At 63.6% G+C, this 15,951-nt stretch carries 16 protein-coding genes; 11 read left to right on the plus strand and 5 right to left on the minus strand.

What is annotated here, in order from left to right; genetic code table 11:
• Positions 1 to 53: 53 nt before the first annotated feature.
• The 3 genes from QM797_RS19360 to QM797_RS19370 form a co-directional block, all read right to left on the minus strand.
• Positions 54 to 2,417: a bifunctional salicylyl-CoA 5-hydroxylase/oxidoreductase gene (locus QM797_RS19360; protein ID WP_283277287.1), complete on the minus strand. Its 2,364-nt coding sequence runs from the start codon at positions 2,415 to 2,417 to the stop codon at positions 54 to 56.
• An 83-nt stretch (positions 2,418 to 2,500) separates the two neighbouring features.
• Entirely contained in the window at positions 2,501 to 2,893 is a 393-nt protein-coding gene (locus tag QM797_RS19365) for an acyl-CoA thioesterase (protein WP_283277288.1), read from the minus strand.
• Complete coding sequence (locus QM797_RS19370) at positions 2,890 to 4,509, minus strand: AMP-binding protein (RefSeq protein ID WP_283277289.1); 1,620 nt, start codon at positions 4,507 to 4,509, stop codon at positions 2,890 to 2,892. Before QM797_RS19370 ends, QM797_RS19365 begins: the two co-directional genes overlap by 4 nt.
• Before the next feature lie 130 nt (positions 4,510 to 4,639).
• Between QM797_RS19370 and QM797_RS19375 the strand changes: the two genes are divergently transcribed.
• Positions 4,640 to 5,509 carry a PaaX family transcriptional regulator gene (locus QM797_RS19375; protein ID WP_283277290.1) on the plus strand — a complete coding sequence of 290 codons (870 nt, stop codon included), beginning with the start codon at positions 4,640 to 4,642 and terminating at the stop codon, positions 5,507 to 5,509.
• Here the strand turns inward: QM797_RS19375 and QM797_RS19380 are convergent, their stop codons facing one another.
• Positions 5,510 to 5,899, minus strand: coding sequence for a RidA family protein (locus QM797_RS19380; protein ID WP_283277291.1), 390 nt, complete (start codon positions 5,897 to 5,899; stop codon positions 5,510 to 5,512).
• Positions 5,900 to 6,017: 118 nt separating this feature from the next.
• On the opposite strand from QM797_RS19380, the gene QM797_RS19385 reads away from it, so the two are divergent.
• From QM797_RS19385 to QM797_RS19420, 8 genes are all read left to right on the plus strand, one after another.
• Positions 6,018 to 6,863, plus strand: coding sequence for a fumarylacetoacetate hydrolase family protein (locus tag QM797_RS19385; protein ID WP_283277292.1), 846 nt, complete (start codon positions 6,018 to 6,020; stop codon positions 6,861 to 6,863).
• Positions 6,860 to 7,294 carry a cupin domain-containing protein gene (locus QM797_RS19390; protein WP_283277293.1) on the plus strand — a complete coding sequence of 145 codons (435 nt, stop codon included), beginning with the start codon at positions 6,860 to 6,862 and terminating at the stop codon, positions 7,292 to 7,294. Before QM797_RS19385 ends, QM797_RS19390 begins: the two co-directional genes overlap by 4 nt.
• Complete coding sequence (locus QM797_RS19395) at positions 7,291 to 8,148, plus strand: acyl-CoA thioesterase (RefSeq protein WP_283277294.1); 858 nt, start codon at positions 7,291 to 7,293, stop codon at positions 8,146 to 8,148. The genes QM797_RS19390 and QM797_RS19395 overlap by 4 nt, the downstream gene beginning before the upstream one ends.
• Before the next feature lie 83 nt (positions 8,149 to 8,231).
• Positions 8,232 to 9,086 (plus strand): tryptophan 2,3-dioxygenase, encoded by an 855-nt coding sequence (locus QM797_RS19400; protein ID WP_283277295.1) that lies wholly within the window; start codon positions 8,232 to 8,234, stop codon positions 9,084 to 9,086.
• Entirely contained in the window at positions 9,086 to 10,306 is a 1,221-nt protein-coding gene (locus tag QM797_RS19405) for a kynureninase (protein ID WP_283277296.1), read from the plus strand. Before QM797_RS19400 ends, QM797_RS19405 begins: the two co-directional genes overlap by 1 nt.
• Positions 10,287 to 11,141 carry a PaaX family transcriptional regulator gene (locus QM797_RS19410; RefSeq protein WP_283277297.1) on the plus strand — a complete coding sequence of 285 codons (855 nt, stop codon included), beginning with the start codon at positions 10,287 to 10,289 and terminating at the stop codon, positions 11,139 to 11,141. Before QM797_RS19405 ends, QM797_RS19410 begins: the two co-directional genes overlap by 20 nt.
• Before the next feature lie 478 nt (positions 11,142 to 11,619).
• Positions 11,620 to 12,054, plus strand: a complete 435-nt coding sequence (locus tag QM797_RS19415; protein WP_283277298.1) for a hypothetical protein — start codon at positions 11,620 to 11,622, stop codon at positions 12,052 to 12,054.
• 195 nt (positions 12,055 to 12,249) lie between these two features.
• Positions 12,250 to 13,098, plus strand: a complete 849-nt coding sequence (locus QM797_RS19420; protein WP_283277299.1) for an SNIPE associated domain-containing protein — start codon at positions 12,250 to 12,252, stop codon at positions 13,096 to 13,098.
• 167 nt (positions 13,099 to 13,265) lie between these two features.
• On the opposite strand, the gene QM797_RS19425 is transcribed toward QM797_RS19420, so the two are convergent.
• Complete coding sequence (locus QM797_RS19425) at positions 13,266 to 14,447, minus strand: lipase family protein (protein WP_283277300.1); 1,182 nt, start codon at positions 14,445 to 14,447, stop codon at positions 13,266 to 13,268.
• A gap of 228 nt (positions 14,448 to 14,675) precedes the next feature.
• On the opposite strand from QM797_RS19425, the gene QM797_RS19430 reads away from it, so the two are divergent.
• Entirely contained in the window at positions 14,676 to 15,380 is a 705-nt protein-coding gene (locus QM797_RS19430; RefSeq protein ID WP_502942366.1) for an SDR family oxidoreductase, read from the plus strand.
• A complete protein-coding gene (locus QM797_RS19435) occupies positions 15,377 to 15,940 on the plus strand; it encodes an ester cyclase (protein ID WP_283277302.1) in 564 nt (187 codons plus the stop codon). The genes QM797_RS19430 and QM797_RS19435 overlap by 4 nt, the downstream gene beginning before the upstream one ends.
• Positions 15,941 to 15,951: the final 11 nt, after the last annotated feature.

Raw genomic sequence — 15,951 nt, forward strand, 5'->3', positions numbered from 1 at the left:
TTTAACCCTGACATACAGATGTGTAGCCGGTGTAAATATTGTTCACATTCTCGTCACGCGGGTACGGACGGCCGCGGTGTCCACCGCGCATGCCGGGTACCCGAGATGCCGTCTCGAACCAGGCTGAGCCGCGGCGGTGGGCCGTCGGTCCGTCCCGTCGGTGGCTTGCGATTGCCTGCTGCGAACTGCGCGGGCCACACCGCTCCCGGGCCGACGTATCCCTGTTCGGCCGCGGCGTGCAATGTCCACTGCGGATCGTAGAGGTGCGAGCGGCCGATGGCCACCAGATCCGCTCTACCGGCCAGCAGAACGGAGTTGACGTCGTCGTGCGAGGAAATGGCACCGACAGCGATGACAGCGGTGCCGTATTTCGTGCCGACCTCGTTACGAATGCGGTCGGCGAACGGTGTTTGGTAGCTGCGGCCGTACTGCGGCTTCTCGGTCGAGACGACCTGACCGGAGGACACATTGACGACGTCGACACCGCGCTGTGCGAACGCGGCCGCGATGGCCACCGCGTCGTCGACATCGTTGCCGCCGTCGGCCCAGTCGGTCGCGGAAATACGAACGGACATCGGACGATCCGCAGGCCAGGCTGCGCGGACGGCGTCGAACACGCGCAGTGGAAAGCGCAGTCGGTTCTCCGGTGATCCGCCGAATTCGTCCTGACGTGTGTTCGACAGCGGGGACAGGAACGAGGACAGCAGGTATCCGTGAGCGCAGTGCAGCTCGAGGATGTCGAAGCCGGCGCGAGCGGCCGCCTCGGTGGCGTGCACGAACTCTGCCTCGATGGCGGCCATCGACGTGGCGTCGAGTTCGGTCGGTGTCTGGTTCTTGTCCGAGTAGGGCAGCGGCGAGGCGCTCACGACGTCCCAGTTGCCGTCGTCGAGAGGGGTGTCGATGCCGTCCCACATCAGCTTGGTCGAACCCTTCCGACCGGAATGACCCAGCTGGACGCCGATTTTCGCCGACGAGCGTTCGTGCACGAAATCGACGATGCGAGTCCACGACTGCTCTTGCTCCGCGGTGTACAAACCGGTGCACCCCGGGGTGATGCGTCCGGCGGGGCTGACGCACACCATCTCGGTCATGACGACGGCAGGACCACCCATTGCCTTCGAGCCGAGGTGGACCAGGTGGAAATCGCCGGGGACGCCGTCGACAGCGGAGTACATGTCCATCGAGGACACCAGGATGCGGTTGTTCAGTTCGAGGGACCCGAGCGTGAACGGCTGGAACATCGGTGGACAGGTCGGTCCGTCGGCGGCGAACCACGTGTCCGCGTCCGCGACGAACTCCTGATCGCGCAGCTTGAGGTTGTCGTACGTGATGCGTCGGCTCCGGGTCATGATGTTGAACGCGAACTGCCGCGGATCCTGCCCGACGTACTGATCGATGTTCTCGAACCACTCCAGGCTGGCCTGTGCGGCACGCTGGACCGAGACGACAACGGGCTTACGCTCCGCTTCGTAGGCCGTCAGCGCCGACTCGACCGTCGGATTCTCGTGCAGACACGCAGCGAGGGCCAGTGCGTCTTCCATGGCGAGCTTGGTGCCCGACCCGATGGAGAAGTGTGCCGTGTGCGCAGCGTCGCCGAGGATGACGACGTTGCCGTCGTGCCAGCGTTCGTTGCGTACCGTGGTGAAGTTGATCCAGCGGGAGTTGTTGGACAGGATTCGATGATCGCCCAGGACATCCGCGAACAGGTCACGGACGATGTCGATGGACTTCTCGTCGCTCTCGCCCGGTGCAAAGGTATGGTCGGCGTGGGCTGCGAATCCGGCTCGCTCCCAGACGTCTTCGTGCATCTCGACGATGAACGTGCTGCCGTCGTTGCCGTAGGGGTAGCCGTGGATCTGCATGACTCCGTGCGGGGTCTCGGCGACGTAGAACTTGAACGCCTCGAAAACCTTGTCGGTACCGAGCCACATGTACTTGCTGCGTCGGGCGTCCAACGACGGGGCGAACGTGTCGGCGTAGCGCGTCCGGACGGCGGAGTTGAGACCGTCGGCGGCAAGGACCAGGTCGTGGCTGCGCCGCAGTTCGTCGACGTCCGGGGCGGCGGTGGAGAACTGCACGTCGATGCCGAGTTCGAATGCGCGTTCCTGCAGAATCTGGAGCAGGACCTTGCGGGACATCGCCGCGAAGCCCTGGCCGCCTGCGGTGTGGACGGTGTCTCGGTAGTGGACGTCGATGTCGTCCCAGCGCGCGAAATGTCGTGCCATGCGGTGGTAGATGACGGGGTCGGCATTCTCGATGGCGCCGAGCGTCTCGTCACTGAAGACCACCCCGAAGCCGAACGTGTCGTCGGCTGCGTTGCGTTCCCACACGGTGATCTCGTGGGACGGGTTCAGTTGCTTGGCGAGAGCTGCGAAGTACAACCCGCCGGGGCCACCGCCTACTACTGCGATTCGCATTGTGTTCCTTAGAGTTCGGCAGCGTCGACCTGCGTCGCGGATACGTTCAATATAGCGGATTTGATACGTGCGTCAAGGCGGCGCTATAAGTCTTGCAGGGCCGACTTCACGTCCGCGGGCCACGGGGCGGAACCGGTCGACGACGTGCCGGTGTGTACGACGGTCATGCTTCCCTCGGCCACCTGTCGGTTCGGGCCGTCGACGACGAAACCGTAGGTGAGAGAGCTGGTTCCGACGCGTTGGACGGTGAGTGTCGTCGTGACTGCGTCGCCGAACCAGACACGTCCGCGGTACTCGACGCTGTAGCTGACCCGGGGGATCACGCCGAACAAGTCGGCGCGCCCGATCGACCGCAGCAGCGCTGCCTCGGCGGCCTCGACCCATCGGATGACGGTCGAGTGGTGATAGTGGCCTGCGGCGTCGGTGTCGGACCATTCGACGCGCGCCTCCGCCGAGATTCCGCGCGGATCGGTCACGATGCGGTCGATGCGCGTTCGTGCAGACGAAATCGCTGCAGCTTTCCGCTCTCGGTTCGCGGTAGTGACTGCTCGAACGAAATGCTGCGCGGGTACTTGTACGGCGCAGCAATGGATTTCACGAACGTCTGGATCTCGGCGACGAGGGTGTCGTCGCCGATGATGCCCGGCTCGAGAACGATCGCGGCATGCACGATCATCCCTCTGGCCTCGTCCGGGATGCCGATGACGGCGGACTCGGCGACGGCCGGGTGCTGATCGACGGCCATTTCGACCTCGGGTGCGGCGATGTTGTAGCCGGAGCTGACAATCATGTCGTCACTACGCGCCTGGTACCAGAAGTACCCGTCCGCATCGCACACGAACGTGTCGCCGGTGACGTTCCAGCCGTCGCGTACGTACACGCTCTGCCGTTCGTCGGCGAGATACCGGCACCCGGTCGGTCCCTGCACGGCGAGCAGTCCGGCGGTCCCCGCGGGCAGCGGATTTCCGGCCGCATCCTGGATGCGTGCATCGAACCCGGGTACCGCACGTCCCGTTGCGCCGGGACGGATGTCGTCGTCCGCGGCGGAGATGAAGACGTGCAGCATCTCGGTCGCGCCGATGCCGTCGATGAGCTTGATGCCGGTGCGCTCGTGGAACTGCTCCCACACGGCGACGGGCAGATGCTCGCCTGCAGAGACGCAACGGCGAAGCGACACGAGATCGATCTCGGCGTCTGCGGCCAGGATGGCGCGGTACGCCGTCGGGGCGGTGAACAGGACGGTCACCGAGTGCTCGCGAACCAGCGCTGCGAGTTCGGTCGGGGTCGCCTTCTCGATGAGCAGCGTGGTGGCACCGATGCGCAGGGGGAAGATGACCAATCCGCCGAGGCCGAACGTGAACGCGAGGGGGGGAGTGCCGGTGAAGACGTCGGTATCCGTCGGTTTGAGGACGTGCTCGGAGAAGGTGTCGGCATTGGCGAGGACGTCGCGATGAAAGTGCATGGTGGCCTTGGGCACTCCGGTGGTGCCCGACGTCGGGGCAAGCAGGACGACGTCGTCTGCTGCGGTATCGACGTTGGTGAAGTCCGCGGCCTTGGTGGCGCTGCGCACCGTGAGGTCGGTGTCGGATTCTGCGCCGAAGGTGATGACAGTGGCGGTGGTGACCACGTCGGCCAACGCTGCGGCGAACCGGTGATCGCACAGTACGAGTGTCGGTGTGGTGATGTCGACGATCTTGGTGATCTCCGGTGCACGCAGCATGGGCATCGTGGTGACGACGACGCCACCGGCCTTGACGACGGCGAACCAGCAGGCGACGAGCCAGGGATTGTTGGGGCCGCGCAGCAGTACGCGCTGGCCGGGTATCAATCCGTGATCCTCCGTGAGGACGCGAGCGACTTGGTTGGCGCGTGCGAGCAATTCCCCGTAGGTCCACGTCGCCGACGGCGAGAGCAGGCACGGCTTGTCCGGCCCGACCGTCGAGACCATGTCGTCGAGCAGAACGGTGGCGCAGTTGAGGCGCTCGGGGTAATCGAGAGAAGGCAGTTCGAAGCGAAATTCCGGCCACGAGTTCTCGGGTGGCAGATTGTCGCGACAGAAGGTGTCGACGTGCGCCGACGGTGACAGAGGCATGATCGACCTTTCGGTTCTGTGCGGTGAAACCAGTATGCACAGTTTGTGACGACGAAACGTTAGGCGACATAGATAGTTAACCTGATGGTTGCAATACATCGCAGGGGAATGGCTCGATTACGGTGTGCGTATGTCGAGTCTCGAGGGGCGTTCACGTGGGGGCAGGGCCGACGAGGTCCGGTCGGATGCGACGGTGGAGATTCAGCCGCGCCAACTGATCGTTACCCTGTTCGGGCTGTACGCCCGGGCGGAGAGCAACTGGTTGTCCGTTGCGTCGTTGGTCAAGCTGATGGCCGACCTCGATGTCGACGGTCCCGCGGTGCGATCGTCGATCTCGCGATTAAAGCGTCGGGACGTGTTGCTCAGCAGTCGTTTCGAGGGCGCTGCCGGTTATTCGTTGTCGCAGCGCAGTCTGGACGTCGTGAACGAGGGTGACACGCGGATCTTCGATCGACGTCGTGCGACCGTCGACGACGGCTGGCTACTGGTGGTGTTCTCTGTGCCCGAGTCGGAGCGGGAGAAGCGGCATTCGCTGCGCAGCGCCCTGACGACACTCGGATTCGGTACTGCTGCGCCCGGGGTCTGGGTGGCTCCCGGCAATCTGGAACGGGAGACGCGCGCCATGCTCGACAAGCGTGGTCTGTCGAGCTTCGTGGACATATTCGCGTCTCAGCACGTGGCGTTCGAGGACCTTCGGTCCAAGGTCAGATCGTGGTGGAATCTCGACGAACTGTCGGAGCTCTACGGAGATTTCGTGCGGCGTTACCGCAGCGTAGCGACCTCGTTCGCCTCGGAGGGAGTCTCTCCGGCCGTCGCGTTCGAGCAGTACGTACCGATGTTGACGGAATGGCGACGGCTACCCTACCTCGATCCGGGCCTGCCCCTGACGCTGCTGCCTCAGGGGTGGACCGGTGTCACCGCGGAGGAGCTGTTCGCCGAGCTGAACCGGAGGTTGGGCGGTCCTGCTCGCGAACACGCGTTGTCGATCATTCATCCCTGATCAGATGTGAGCGACGGCCTGGATCTCGATGAGAGCCTCGGGCTGCCACAGCGACGTGACGCCGATGCCGGCCATGGCGGGGTACTCGGTTCCCGCGAGTTCGCGCCAGATCTGCCCGATCTCACGCCCGTTCGCCTGGTACTCGGGAATGTCGAGCAGGTAGATCGTCACGTCCACCAGATTCTCGGGGCCACCGCCCGCTGCCTCGAGCGCGGTGAGTAGGTTGGTCATCGACTGACGGAACTGCGCGACTATGCCGCCGTCGACGATCGAACCCGACACATCCAGGGCGGTCTGTCCGGCCAGGTAGATGGCATTGTCGGCCCGCACCGCGTGGGAGAAGCCCGATTGCTTGCCGAGAGTGGACGGGTTGATTCGCTCGATGGTCATTTCCGCCGAGTCCCTTCTGTCGAGGTTCGCTGACACCATCACTATATGGTGCTACATTCACCACCGTAATCGAAGCGACACACAGGTGCGGTGTGAACGGCGAAAGGCGACGATATCGATGAGGCTTGCGACAGTCCGGACCGCTCGCGGTGACACCCGCGCAGCAGTCCACCGAGGCGACGTCTGGGAGCTGCTCGACGCCACCGACGTCGGCGCACTGCTGAATTCTCCCGACATGGCCGAGATCCTGGCTCGGCCCACCGGGGCGCAGCCTATCGACGACGTCGTGTTCGCCCCGGTCGTCCCGACGCCGCGAAAGATCCTGTGCTGCGGGCACAACTACCGCGAACACATCGCCGAAATGGGCCGAGACACACCCACCCACCCGACGTTGTTCGCCAAGTTCGCGGACACCCTCGTCGGCGCCACGGACGACATCGTCCTTCCTGACTCGGTCACGAAGCTCGACTGGGAAGCCGAACTCGCGGTCGTGGTCGGAACGACGATACGCAACGCAGACCGCGTCGAGGCGGGCGCGGCGATCGCCGGATACACCGTCGCCAACGACATCTCGGCACGCGACTGGCAGAGCCGCACCCCACAGTGGTTGCAGGGCAAAGCGTTCGACGCCACCACACCGCTCGGTCCGGTGCTGGTGACCCCGGACGAGTTCGACCCGGCAGCAGGCGCGAAGATCACGTGTTCCGTGAACGGCGTGGTACACCAGAACGGCTCGACCGACGACCTCGTGTTCGACACCGCTGATCTGCTCGCGTACATCAGCGAGTTCACCGTGTTGCGCCCCGGTGATGTCGTCCTGACAGGTACCCCGAGCGGCGTCGGAGCCGCGGCGGCGCCGCCGCACTTTCTGAAGGTAGGAGACATCATCGAAACAGTGGTCGATGGAATCGGCACACTGCGTAACACCATCAGCGGCAACATCATCGGAAAGGATGCGTCATGACGACAAGCACCGACAGGGTTGTTCCGGTCGTGACCCGCAAGGGCAGCGAAGCAGCCGACACGGGCCAGTCCGGGGGAGCGGTTCGCATCTCCGGTGTGAGCATCGGGCACACGCCGGCCACCAAGATCTGGTTCGGCAAGGTCAGCAACGAACCCGGCTACCGCTCGCTGCCGCATCACCACGGCGAAGCCGAGACCGGTGGCTACGTTCTGACGGGGATAGCGCGAATCTATTTCGGCGAGAACTACTCCGAGTACATCGACCTGTCCGAGGGTGACTTCGTCTTCGTGCCGCCCTACATGCCGCACGTCGAGGTGAACATGAGCACCACCGACGAGTTGGTCTGGCTGACTGCCAGGACGCCGGACAACATCGTCGTGAACCTGCCCGACGTCGACGATTCGATCCTGGAAGGATTTTCGCGCCGATGACCACCTCACTGTCCAGTGCGGAACTGTTGAAATCGCTCGATCTCGAATCGCGCGGCGAGAACGCGTTCGCCGGGCACCATCAGGTGATCCCGTCGGGCCGCGCCTACGGCGGCGAGGTGGTGGCCCAGGCCGTCGTCGCCGCGATGAACACCGTCGCCGACGACCGGTCGATCCACTCCTTCCACGGGTACTTCCTGCGCCCGGGTGACGTGCACACCGAGACCGACTGGACCGTGGACCGGGTTCGGGACGGACGCGGCTTCTCGGCACGCGCAGTGACCGGATCGCAGAACGGCAAGGCCATCTTCTCCGGGCAGGCGTCGTTCCACATCGCGGCCGCCGGCGTTGCGCACCACGAGCCGATGCCGACCGATCTGCCTGCGCCGGAAGATCTTCCGTCGGTAGCCGAGGTCCTCGGCGATGCGGACGTCCGCGACGCGCACTACTGGGCACACGATCGCAACTTCGACATCCGGCACAGCCCCTCGCCGGTGTACGTCACCGCTGACGGCGAGCGGACTCGACGGCAAGTGGTGTGGCTCAAGGCATACGACCGGTTGCCGGACGATCCGAACATCCACCGCGCAGCGTTGGCCTACCTGTGCGACTACACGCTGCTCGAACCGGTGCTACGCAACAACGGCGTCTCCTGGTCCGACGACGGATTGATGACCGCGAGTCTCGACCACGCGATGTGGTGGCACAACGACGGCCGCGTCGACGACTGGATTGCACTCGTCCAGGAATCGCCCGCCGCATCGGGCGGACTCGGCCTCGCCCAGGGTCGCATCTACACCCGCGACGGCGTCTTGCTGGCGAGCGTGGCCCAAGAAGGGCTCGTCAGCCTGCCCTGATCGATGAGATTACGTTGAAGTGGCGGCCGCCATGTATGTGTAATACGCTTGGTGGCATCAGCCCACCAGTGCGAGGACAACTCATGAGCGTCGAGGCCAATACGAGGGCGATCGAGAAAGACATCGTCACCGATTTCAGCAAGCGGATGAGCTACGGGGGATACCTCGATCTGGATGTCCTGCTCAGCGCGCAGAACCCGGTCAGCACCCCGGAGCATCACGACGAACTGCTGTTCATCATTCAGCATCAGACGACCGAGCTCTGGCTCAAGCTCGTCCTGCACGAAACGATCGCAGCGCGTGACGCATTCGACGTAGACGACATCGCAACCGCGCTCAAGTGTGTGGCCCGCGTCAAGCACATCCAGAAGACTCTGACCGAGCAGTGGTCGGTACTGGCAACACTCACCCCGACCGAGTACTCGCAGTTCCGCGACTTTCTCGGCAACTCCTCGGGCTTCCAGTCCTATCAGTACCGCGCAGTGGAATTCGTGCTCGGCAACAAGAATGCCGGGATGCTCGCCGTCTTCGAATCCGATCCTGCTGCGCATCAGCTGCTGTCGGGTCTCCTCGAGCAGCCGAGCCTCTACGACGCGTTCTGGCGCTGCCTGGCCAGGAAGGGGTACGACGTGCCGGAGTCGGTCCTCGATCGCAACGTCGCCGAGGCGTACACGTTCAACGCCGACCTGATGCCGCTCATCAAGTTCGTCTACGAGAACCATACCGAGCACTGGGCCGTGTACGAGGCATTCGAGGAGTTCGTCGACCTGGAGGAAAATTTCCAGCTCTGGCGTTTCCGGCACATGCGCACCGTCCTGCGGACCATCGGAATGAAGAGTGGAACGGGCGGCTCGAGTGGCGTCGGATTCTTGCAGAAGGCGCTGGAACTGACGTTCTTCCCCGAACTGCTGGCCGTGCGCACCGAGATCGGACGCTGATGACCAGCTTCCTGGAACGGGCTGCGCAGCTCGACGCGTCCGACCCGATGCGGTCGCACCGCGAGTTGTTCGTCAGCAGCGAAGACGACTCTGTCTCGGCCTACCTCGACGGCAATTCGTTGGGACGCCCGACGAAGGCGAGCATCGATCGCATCAACACGTTCATGACCGAGTCCTGGGGCGGCCGACTGATCCGCGGCTGGGACGAGCAGTGGTTCGATCTCCCCATCACCATCGGGGACAGTCTCGCGGCCGCTGCCCTGGGTGCGGCGGCAGGCCAGACGACGATCGGCGACTCGACGACGGTTCTGCTGTACAAGATCGCGCGCGGAGCCATTGCCCTGCGCCCGGGTCGCACCGAGATCGTGCTCGATCGCGACAACTTTCCCACCGACCGCTACTTGCTCGAAGGCATCGCGGGTGAACTGGGTCTGACGCTGACGTGGATCGAGTCCGATCGCAACGGCGGCGTGACGGCCGAGGAGTTGGACGCCGTCGTCGGCGACAACACCGCCCTCGTCGTCGTGAGTCATATCGCCTATCGGTCCGGTTACTTGCTCGACGCGGCCGAGTTGGTACGCGTCACGCATGCTGCCGGGGCGCTCCTGCTGCTGGACCTGTGTCACTCCGTCGGTTCCGTGCCGATCGAATTGGATTCGTGGGGCGTCGATTTTGCGGTCGGCTGCACGTACAAGTACCTCAACGGCGGACCGGGCGCTCCGGCGTTCGCGTACGTACGGGCCGAGTATCTCGACGATTTCGTGCAGCCCATCTGGGGCTGGATGGGACGCGCCGACCCGTTCGAGATGTCGCAGGGCTACGAGCCTGCGAAGGGTATTCGTCGCGTCATCAGCGGGACCCCGTCGGTGTTCGGGATGATCGCGATGCAGGACACGATCGAGATGATCGCCGATGTCGGGATGCCTACGATCCGAGCGAAATCCATTGCGCTGACCGAGTTCGCGCTCGAACTGATTCGGGAGCTGTTGGTTCCGCTGGGCGTCGAGATCGCCTCGCCCGAGGATGCGGACCGCCGCGGTGGGCACGTCACCATCGATCATCCCGACTTCAAGGCCGTCACCGCGCGGCTGTGGGAGAAGGGCGTCATCCCGGACTATCGGGCACCACAGGGCATCCGTCTGGGGCTCAGCCCGCTCAGCACCTCGTTCCACGAGGTGGCCGTCGGTATCGTTGCGATTCGTGACGACCTCCTCGCCTGACACCGCAGGTGCGATACTCGACGACTTCGACTCCCGACCAGGGAGCGCCACCTCGTTGGTGCGAACTGTTCTCGGTGCGTACGTACGGCCGTTGGGCGGGTGGTTCGCGATTGCAGATTTCGTCGTCTGGATGGAGGCGCTCGGGGTGCCCCCGGAGAGCACGCGAATTGCCGTCACCCGGTTGAAGAAGAAGGGGATAGTCCAGCCCAGTACACGCGCGGGACGCGCAGGCTACGACATCACCGAGCCTGCTACCGCGATGTTCGAGCGGGGTGACGGTCGCATCTTCGGCTTCCGCCGAATGACAGACGGAGACCCATGGCGTCTGATCTCGTTTACCATCCCTGAATCGCAACGTGCCGCGCGCTACCAGCTACGACGAAGGTTGACCGCAATAGGCTGCGGCACGGTCTCTCCCGGTTTGTGGATCGCGCCCGAATATCTGGCGGCCGAAGCTTCGCAGATCATAAAGGCTCTGCAATTGAATCACCACGTGACGAGCTTCGTCGCCTCAAACATTGCGGTTGCAGGTTCACTGCTCGATGCAGCTGAGCGGTGGTGGGATCTGGACGGCATTGCCCGTAGACATCGAGCCTTCCTTGAGATGTCGAAGGGGTTGGAGTCCGGTCCGGCCGACCGCAGAGAGGCGTTCGTGAGGTTCGTCCCCCTGCTCGACGAGTGGCGGATCATTCCCTACGTTGATCCAGGATTACCGCCATCCATGACTCCAGCAAACTGGCCGGGAGAGTTGACTGTGGCAGAGTTCTTCTCCTCCCGTGACCGCTATCTCACACTGAGCCGCGAGTGGGTTGGAATGCCAGTTGTCAGTGGCTGATTCAAAAAGAACCCGCACGCTTCAGACATACATCCAACGAAGACCGTTTACAGTCTGGTTCTCCATCCCGTATTCAACCGATCGGAACAGTCGAAATGACCGCCGCTGCGTCCACGCCTGTCCGCGAAGCCACTAGCGAACTCCCCAGTCGCTCGGGGCCTCTGCGCGGACCAGTCGTCGCCGATCTCACCGGAGCGTTGGCGGGACCCCATGCCTCGATGATGCTTTCTGTACACGCCCACTCGCCGTTCATGGTCGAGACTGACAAGATAGAGCGCACCCGAATCGTCGAGGACGGCGGTCCGAAGACCGGAGCAACCGTCAGTAAAGAAGTTTTGCGAGTCAGTAAAGACAGTTTGTCCCCACTTCAGGCCGCGCTTGATTATGACGTGGCCCAACACCTGTTCATCGGCGGGGCGAACCTCCTGGTTGAGGGCCCAGCGACTTTATACACCTAGATGCGATTAGCCGTTATCTCGTGGCGAAGAAGATGCCACACCTTGACGAGGACTGGCGCATCATGCCCGCTGGCGGGGCCAACAACATTCCATCGTTCGTAGCATTGATCGGGACCAACATGGAAGTGTCGGTGCTGATCGACGCGGGAACCGACGGAGCACAGCGGCTACAGCGAGCGATTGAGGCAGGGAGGCTCGGTCAGCGGCGTCTGGTCGAGGTCGGCGAAATCACGAACAGTAAGAACAGCGACATTGAAGATATTTTCACGCCGGAGGACTACCTGCACCTTTATAACGCCGCCTTCGAGCGCCGAGCAGCGACGACCTCGATTTCGCCTGGCGACCGCATCGTCAAGCGCATCAGCGACAAGCTGCCCGACAAAAATTTGACCATTACAAGCCAGCTGAGACGCTACTCCGAGGCCAGGCAAAGATATTGCCGAAGCTGTCTATAGAAACGCTGGATCGGTTTGCTCTTCTCTTTACGCGGATCAATAGCAGCCGCGAATAACGGGACACACACAGCGACCCACGCTGTCGATCGCACCGTGGGCAAATTCCAAGACCCAGAATGCCAGACCGCAAGATGGTCCTGTGCGGTCGCTTCCGACATGTTGAGCTTCAACAACTCCCTCGCCAAAGGCCGCAAGATGACTTCGGATCTGTCGAAGCTCATGCTGCGCGCCTACAACGCCGAGGCCGACATTTGTGTTCGTACCATCCGGGCGGGAAACCTAGCGACGGCCGTGAGCCGTCTGGAGAAGGCCGCCGCTACGATCGCCAAGCTCGGAGACATGATGCAGATGCATGTCTCCGAGTCTTATCACAGGCATCGGGTCGAAGAACTCGAGCTCACAGCCGATTACATGATGAAGGTGCAGGAAGAGAAACTCGCTCAAGGTGAGGAGCGCGAGCGTCTCCGAGAGGAACGCAAGGTCGAGCTTGAGTTGGCTGCGCAGAGGGAGAAGCTCGACAAGGAACGAGCGCATTATCAGAATGTGCTCGACTCTCTGGCCGGCCGCACCGATGAGGAGGCTCGACGTATTCGAGACAAGTTGGGTGAACTCGACCAGGCCATTGCGCAGAACGACTATCGGCGTGCCAATATTCGCGCTGGCTATGTTTACGTGATCAGCAACCGCGGTGCATTCGGACCGGATGTGGTCAAGATCGGTATGACGCGGCGGCTCGAACCGATGGATCGGGTCCGCGAATTGGGGAGCGCCTCGGTACCGTTCCCATTCGATGTGCACGCGTTGTACTTCTCCGACGACGCCGTTGCCCTCGAGGGAGCACTCCACGCGGCTTTCACGACTCGTCGACTGAACCACGCGAATCTCAGGCGTGAATTCTTCTTCGCCGAACCTGGCCAAGTGCGAGAGGTGTTGGCTCGAAAGGTGGGGAACCTGTTGGAGTACACGGAGGAACCCGAAGCGACGCAATACTTTCAGAGCCGTGGTTCTTGGCCGACCAGCGTGCTGTCGCGGCCGGAAGCGTGATCAAGGCGTAGACAGAGGCCAACGAAACTGACGCCGGTCTATCCGTATATCGCGACCTGGTCCGTGACAGTTCGAGGATTCTTTCGTCGAGGCCCGCCGTAGGTGATCACGGCCGTACATGATCGACGCGATGCAGACCTATCACGCCGAACTCGGCGGGCGGCGAGCTAGCCCGAACCGTTGACCGCGAATTGCCCGGCGGTCCAACGCAACACGAACGGTAGCCCAGTCATGGCACCGATGAAGTGGTCGCCTGCCACGGGCTCGTAGTGCACGTTGGCACCCTTGCTGCGCCACTGCTCGATCAGGGCAGTCACGCCGGCCTCGGGGATGAAGCGATCGCCGATCCACTTGCTCGCGGAACCGTGGAAGAACGCGACCGGCATCGACGGCGCGTCGGCGCCCGGACGGTTCGCGGCGATCACCCGCCGCGCGATGTCGGAGTCGAACGGGTCGGGCTCGGACGCCAAGTCCTCGATTCGCATGCGTGCCAACCCGCCCAAGGCCAGGGGGAGGACGGACATGTCCTTCACCCAGGACGCCAACAGCAGCGCCTTCGGGCCGAACAACTCCACCATCTCGGGGTGCTCACGCGCGAGACCCATGCTCGCCGCACCCAGCAGGCCGGCCGCGACGGTGCCGTTCATGGTGTCCAGCAGCATCGAGAAGTCGGTGGGCGTTCCACCGGCGACGGCACCCGCCAACCTCACGTCCGGCGCGTACCTCGGCTGCAGTTGCGCCGTCCACGTGGTGGCGATCGCGCCGCCGCTGTAGCCGTAGGCCACCACTGGGCTGTCGGCGAGCTCCGGGGCGACGACCGTCATCCCGCGTAGCGAGTCCAGGACGGCATGCCCGGCCATCGTGCCTTCGGAGTACGACATCCGCGGGCCTTGATGATCGGCGACGAGGACGGCGTATCCGCGGGCGAGCCAGAGCGGCATCACCGGCGGGAGGTCGGCACCGACACCGTGCACGAGCCGGTACGACGGCGTGCTCTTGGCTCCGAGGGAATCGATGGCCACGTTGTGGGCGACGACGGGCCGCGGTCCGCGTCCGGTCCACGGTCGCCTCGGGATCAGCAGCGAGGCTGTGACGCCGGCGGGGAGACCCCGCGCGTCGGTCGATCGCACCATGAACTGATGCAGGGCGGTTCGCGGCCGGGGCACCAGACCGCGGGTCGTGCGCTGCCGGATCACCGCACCGGGTGCGAGGTCCTCGATGCCGGGAGGGGTGAGGAAGAAGGCGTCGTTGTCGATCGGGGTCGGAAGGATCGCGGCATGGGGATCGTCCGGAGGCTCCAGGGGCAGTCGTCGAGTCAATACGCGATCGAGCACACCGAACAGAGTCATGATCCCCCGACATTCTTCTCGAGCCGTACCCATCCCCGCGGTCACCGTACCGCGCGAGGCGGTCGGTCAACGCAAAAATGGATACGTCCCCGCGGCCCTTGGCTCCTATGTCGAGCCGGCGAAGGCGAAAGGTATCGAAAGTATCGATGGCAATGAGTAAAACTATCGATTGTTCGACGGTCACTTTCTTGCTTCACTCGAATGGCACACATACACAACGAAAGGTTCATGACAATGCGAGTAATTCTGATCGGCGGAGCGTCGGGAATCGCCCAAGCCATTGCGTCGACTGTTCTCGACGGCGGCGGTGAGGTGGTTCTCGCCGGCCGACACCGTGAGTCCCTCGACGCGGCAGTCGCTCTGTTGGGTCCGAGAGCGAGTGCTGTGGTGATCGACCTCGCGGACGAGTCCTCCATCGCGCAAGCAGCCTCGTCGGTGGGGTCGGTGGACCATGTCATCAGCCTCGCCGCCGATCATGCGAACGGACCACTCGGCGATCTTGACGGCACCGCAGTCCGAAACGCGTTCGACGCCAAAGTGATCGGACCGATTTTGCTGGCGAAGCACTTCTCGCCACAGGTGCGAGAGGGTGGCTCGTTTCTGTTCTTCTCCGGTGTCGCCGCCTGGAAACCTGCACCCGGCCTGTCGGTGATGGCGACGACGAACGGCGCGGTGGCGTTCCTGGTGGAGGCGCTGGCGGTGGAGCTCGCACCCACGCGCGTCAATGCCCTGTCGCCCGGCATCGTGGATTCGGGTGCCTGGGACTCCATGGGATCAGGCAAGGACACGCTGTTCGCGGACACTGCACGCACCAATCCTGTGCGCAGAGTGGGCCAACCGTCCGATATTGCGGCCGCTGCGCTGTCTCTGTTGACGAACACCTTCGTCACCGGCGTCACGCTGCACGTCGACGGTGGCGGGCGGCTCTCATGAGGCAGCTCACAGCAATGACAGCACTGGCGGTGATGACGCTGTCGCTGTCGGCATGCTCCACCGGCACGACAAGCTCTGACCGCCCCCTGGTGGACTCTGCGGTCGACCTCGTCGCCCCCGGAACCGTGAACGTCGGCGATGCACCGGTCACCGACCGCACGCGCCAGGTGGTGCGCCTTGCACAAACGCTGTACACGTTCTGGAACACCGGCGACGCCGCGTACCTCGACCGAGCAGTGGACCCCAGCTTTGTCGACAACACGCTGCAGTCGGGCCGGCCGCAGGGCCCTGCCGGCCCCATCGCGGCGTCGAGCACGTTCCGCACCGCGGTACCCGACTTGACGTGCGAGCTCGCCGATCTCTACATCGCCGGCGACACGTTCACAGCGCGGTTGATCTTTCGGGGTCATGTCACCGGCACGTACGACGGCCACACCGGAAACTCGGAACCGATCGAATTCGGTGCGATCGACATACAGCACGTCGGCGACAGCCGAATCGACGCGGACTGGCACCTCGAAGACAACCTGACTTTCCTCCAGCAAGCCGGAATTGCGTAGGTCGGCTCACC

It is taken from the genome of Rhodococcus sp. IEGM 1381 (assembly GCF_030056795.1).
GTDB lineage: Bacteria > Actinomycetota > Actinomycetes > Mycobacteriales > Mycobacteriaceae > Rhodococcoides.

Bases quoted from the DNA above. Each gene is read 5' to 3' on its own strand.
- QM797_RS19360 (WP_283277287.1), bottom strand. From the start codon at position 2,417: ATGCGAATCGCAGTAGTAGGCGGTGGCCCCGGCGGGTTGTACTTCGCA.
- QM797_RS19370 (WP_283277289.1), bottom strand. From the start codon at position 4,509: ATGCCTCTGTCACCGTCGGCGCACGTCGACACCTTCTGTCGCGACAAT.
- QM797_RS19375 (WP_283277290.1), top strand. From the start codon at position 4,640: ATGTCGAGTCTCGAGGGGCGTTCACGTGGGGGCAGGGCCGACGAGGTC.
- QM797_RS19380 (WP_283277291.1), bottom strand. From the start codon at position 5,899: ATGACCATCGAGCGAATCAACCCGTCCACTCTCGGCAAGCAATCGGGC.
- QM797_RS19385 (WP_283277292.1), top strand. From the start codon at position 6,018: ATGAGGCTTGCGACAGTCCGGACCGCTCGCGGTGACACCCGCGCAGCA.
- QM797_RS19390 (WP_283277293.1), top strand. From the start codon at position 6,860: ATGACGACAAGCACCGACAGGGTTGTTCCGGTCGTGACCCGCAAGGGC.
- QM797_RS19395 (WP_283277294.1), top strand. From the start codon at position 7,291: ATGACCACCTCACTGTCCAGTGCGGAACTGTTGAAATCGCTCGATCTC.
- QM797_RS19400 (WP_283277295.1), top strand. From the start codon at position 8,232: ATGAGCGTCGAGGCCAATACGAGGGCGATCGAGAAAGACATCGTCACC.
- QM797_RS19405 (WP_283277296.1), top strand. From the start codon at position 9,086: ATGACCAGCTTCCTGGAACGGGCTGCGCAGCTCGACGCGTCCGACCCG.
- QM797_RS19420 (WP_283277299.1), top strand. From the start codon at position 12,250: ATGACTTCGGATCTGTCGAAGCTCATGCTGCGCGCCTACAACGCCGAG.
- QM797_RS19425 (WP_283277300.1), bottom strand. From the start codon at position 14,447: ATGACTCTGTTCGGTGTGCTCGATCGCGTATTGACTCGACGACTGCCC.
- QM797_RS19430 (WP_502942366.1), top strand. From the start codon at position 14,676: ATGACAATGCGAGTAATTCTGATCGGCGGAGCGTCGGGAATCGCCCAA.
- QM797_RS19435 (WP_283277302.1), top strand. From the start codon at position 15,377: ATGAGGCAGCTCACAGCAATGACAGCACTGGCGGTGATGACGCTGTCG.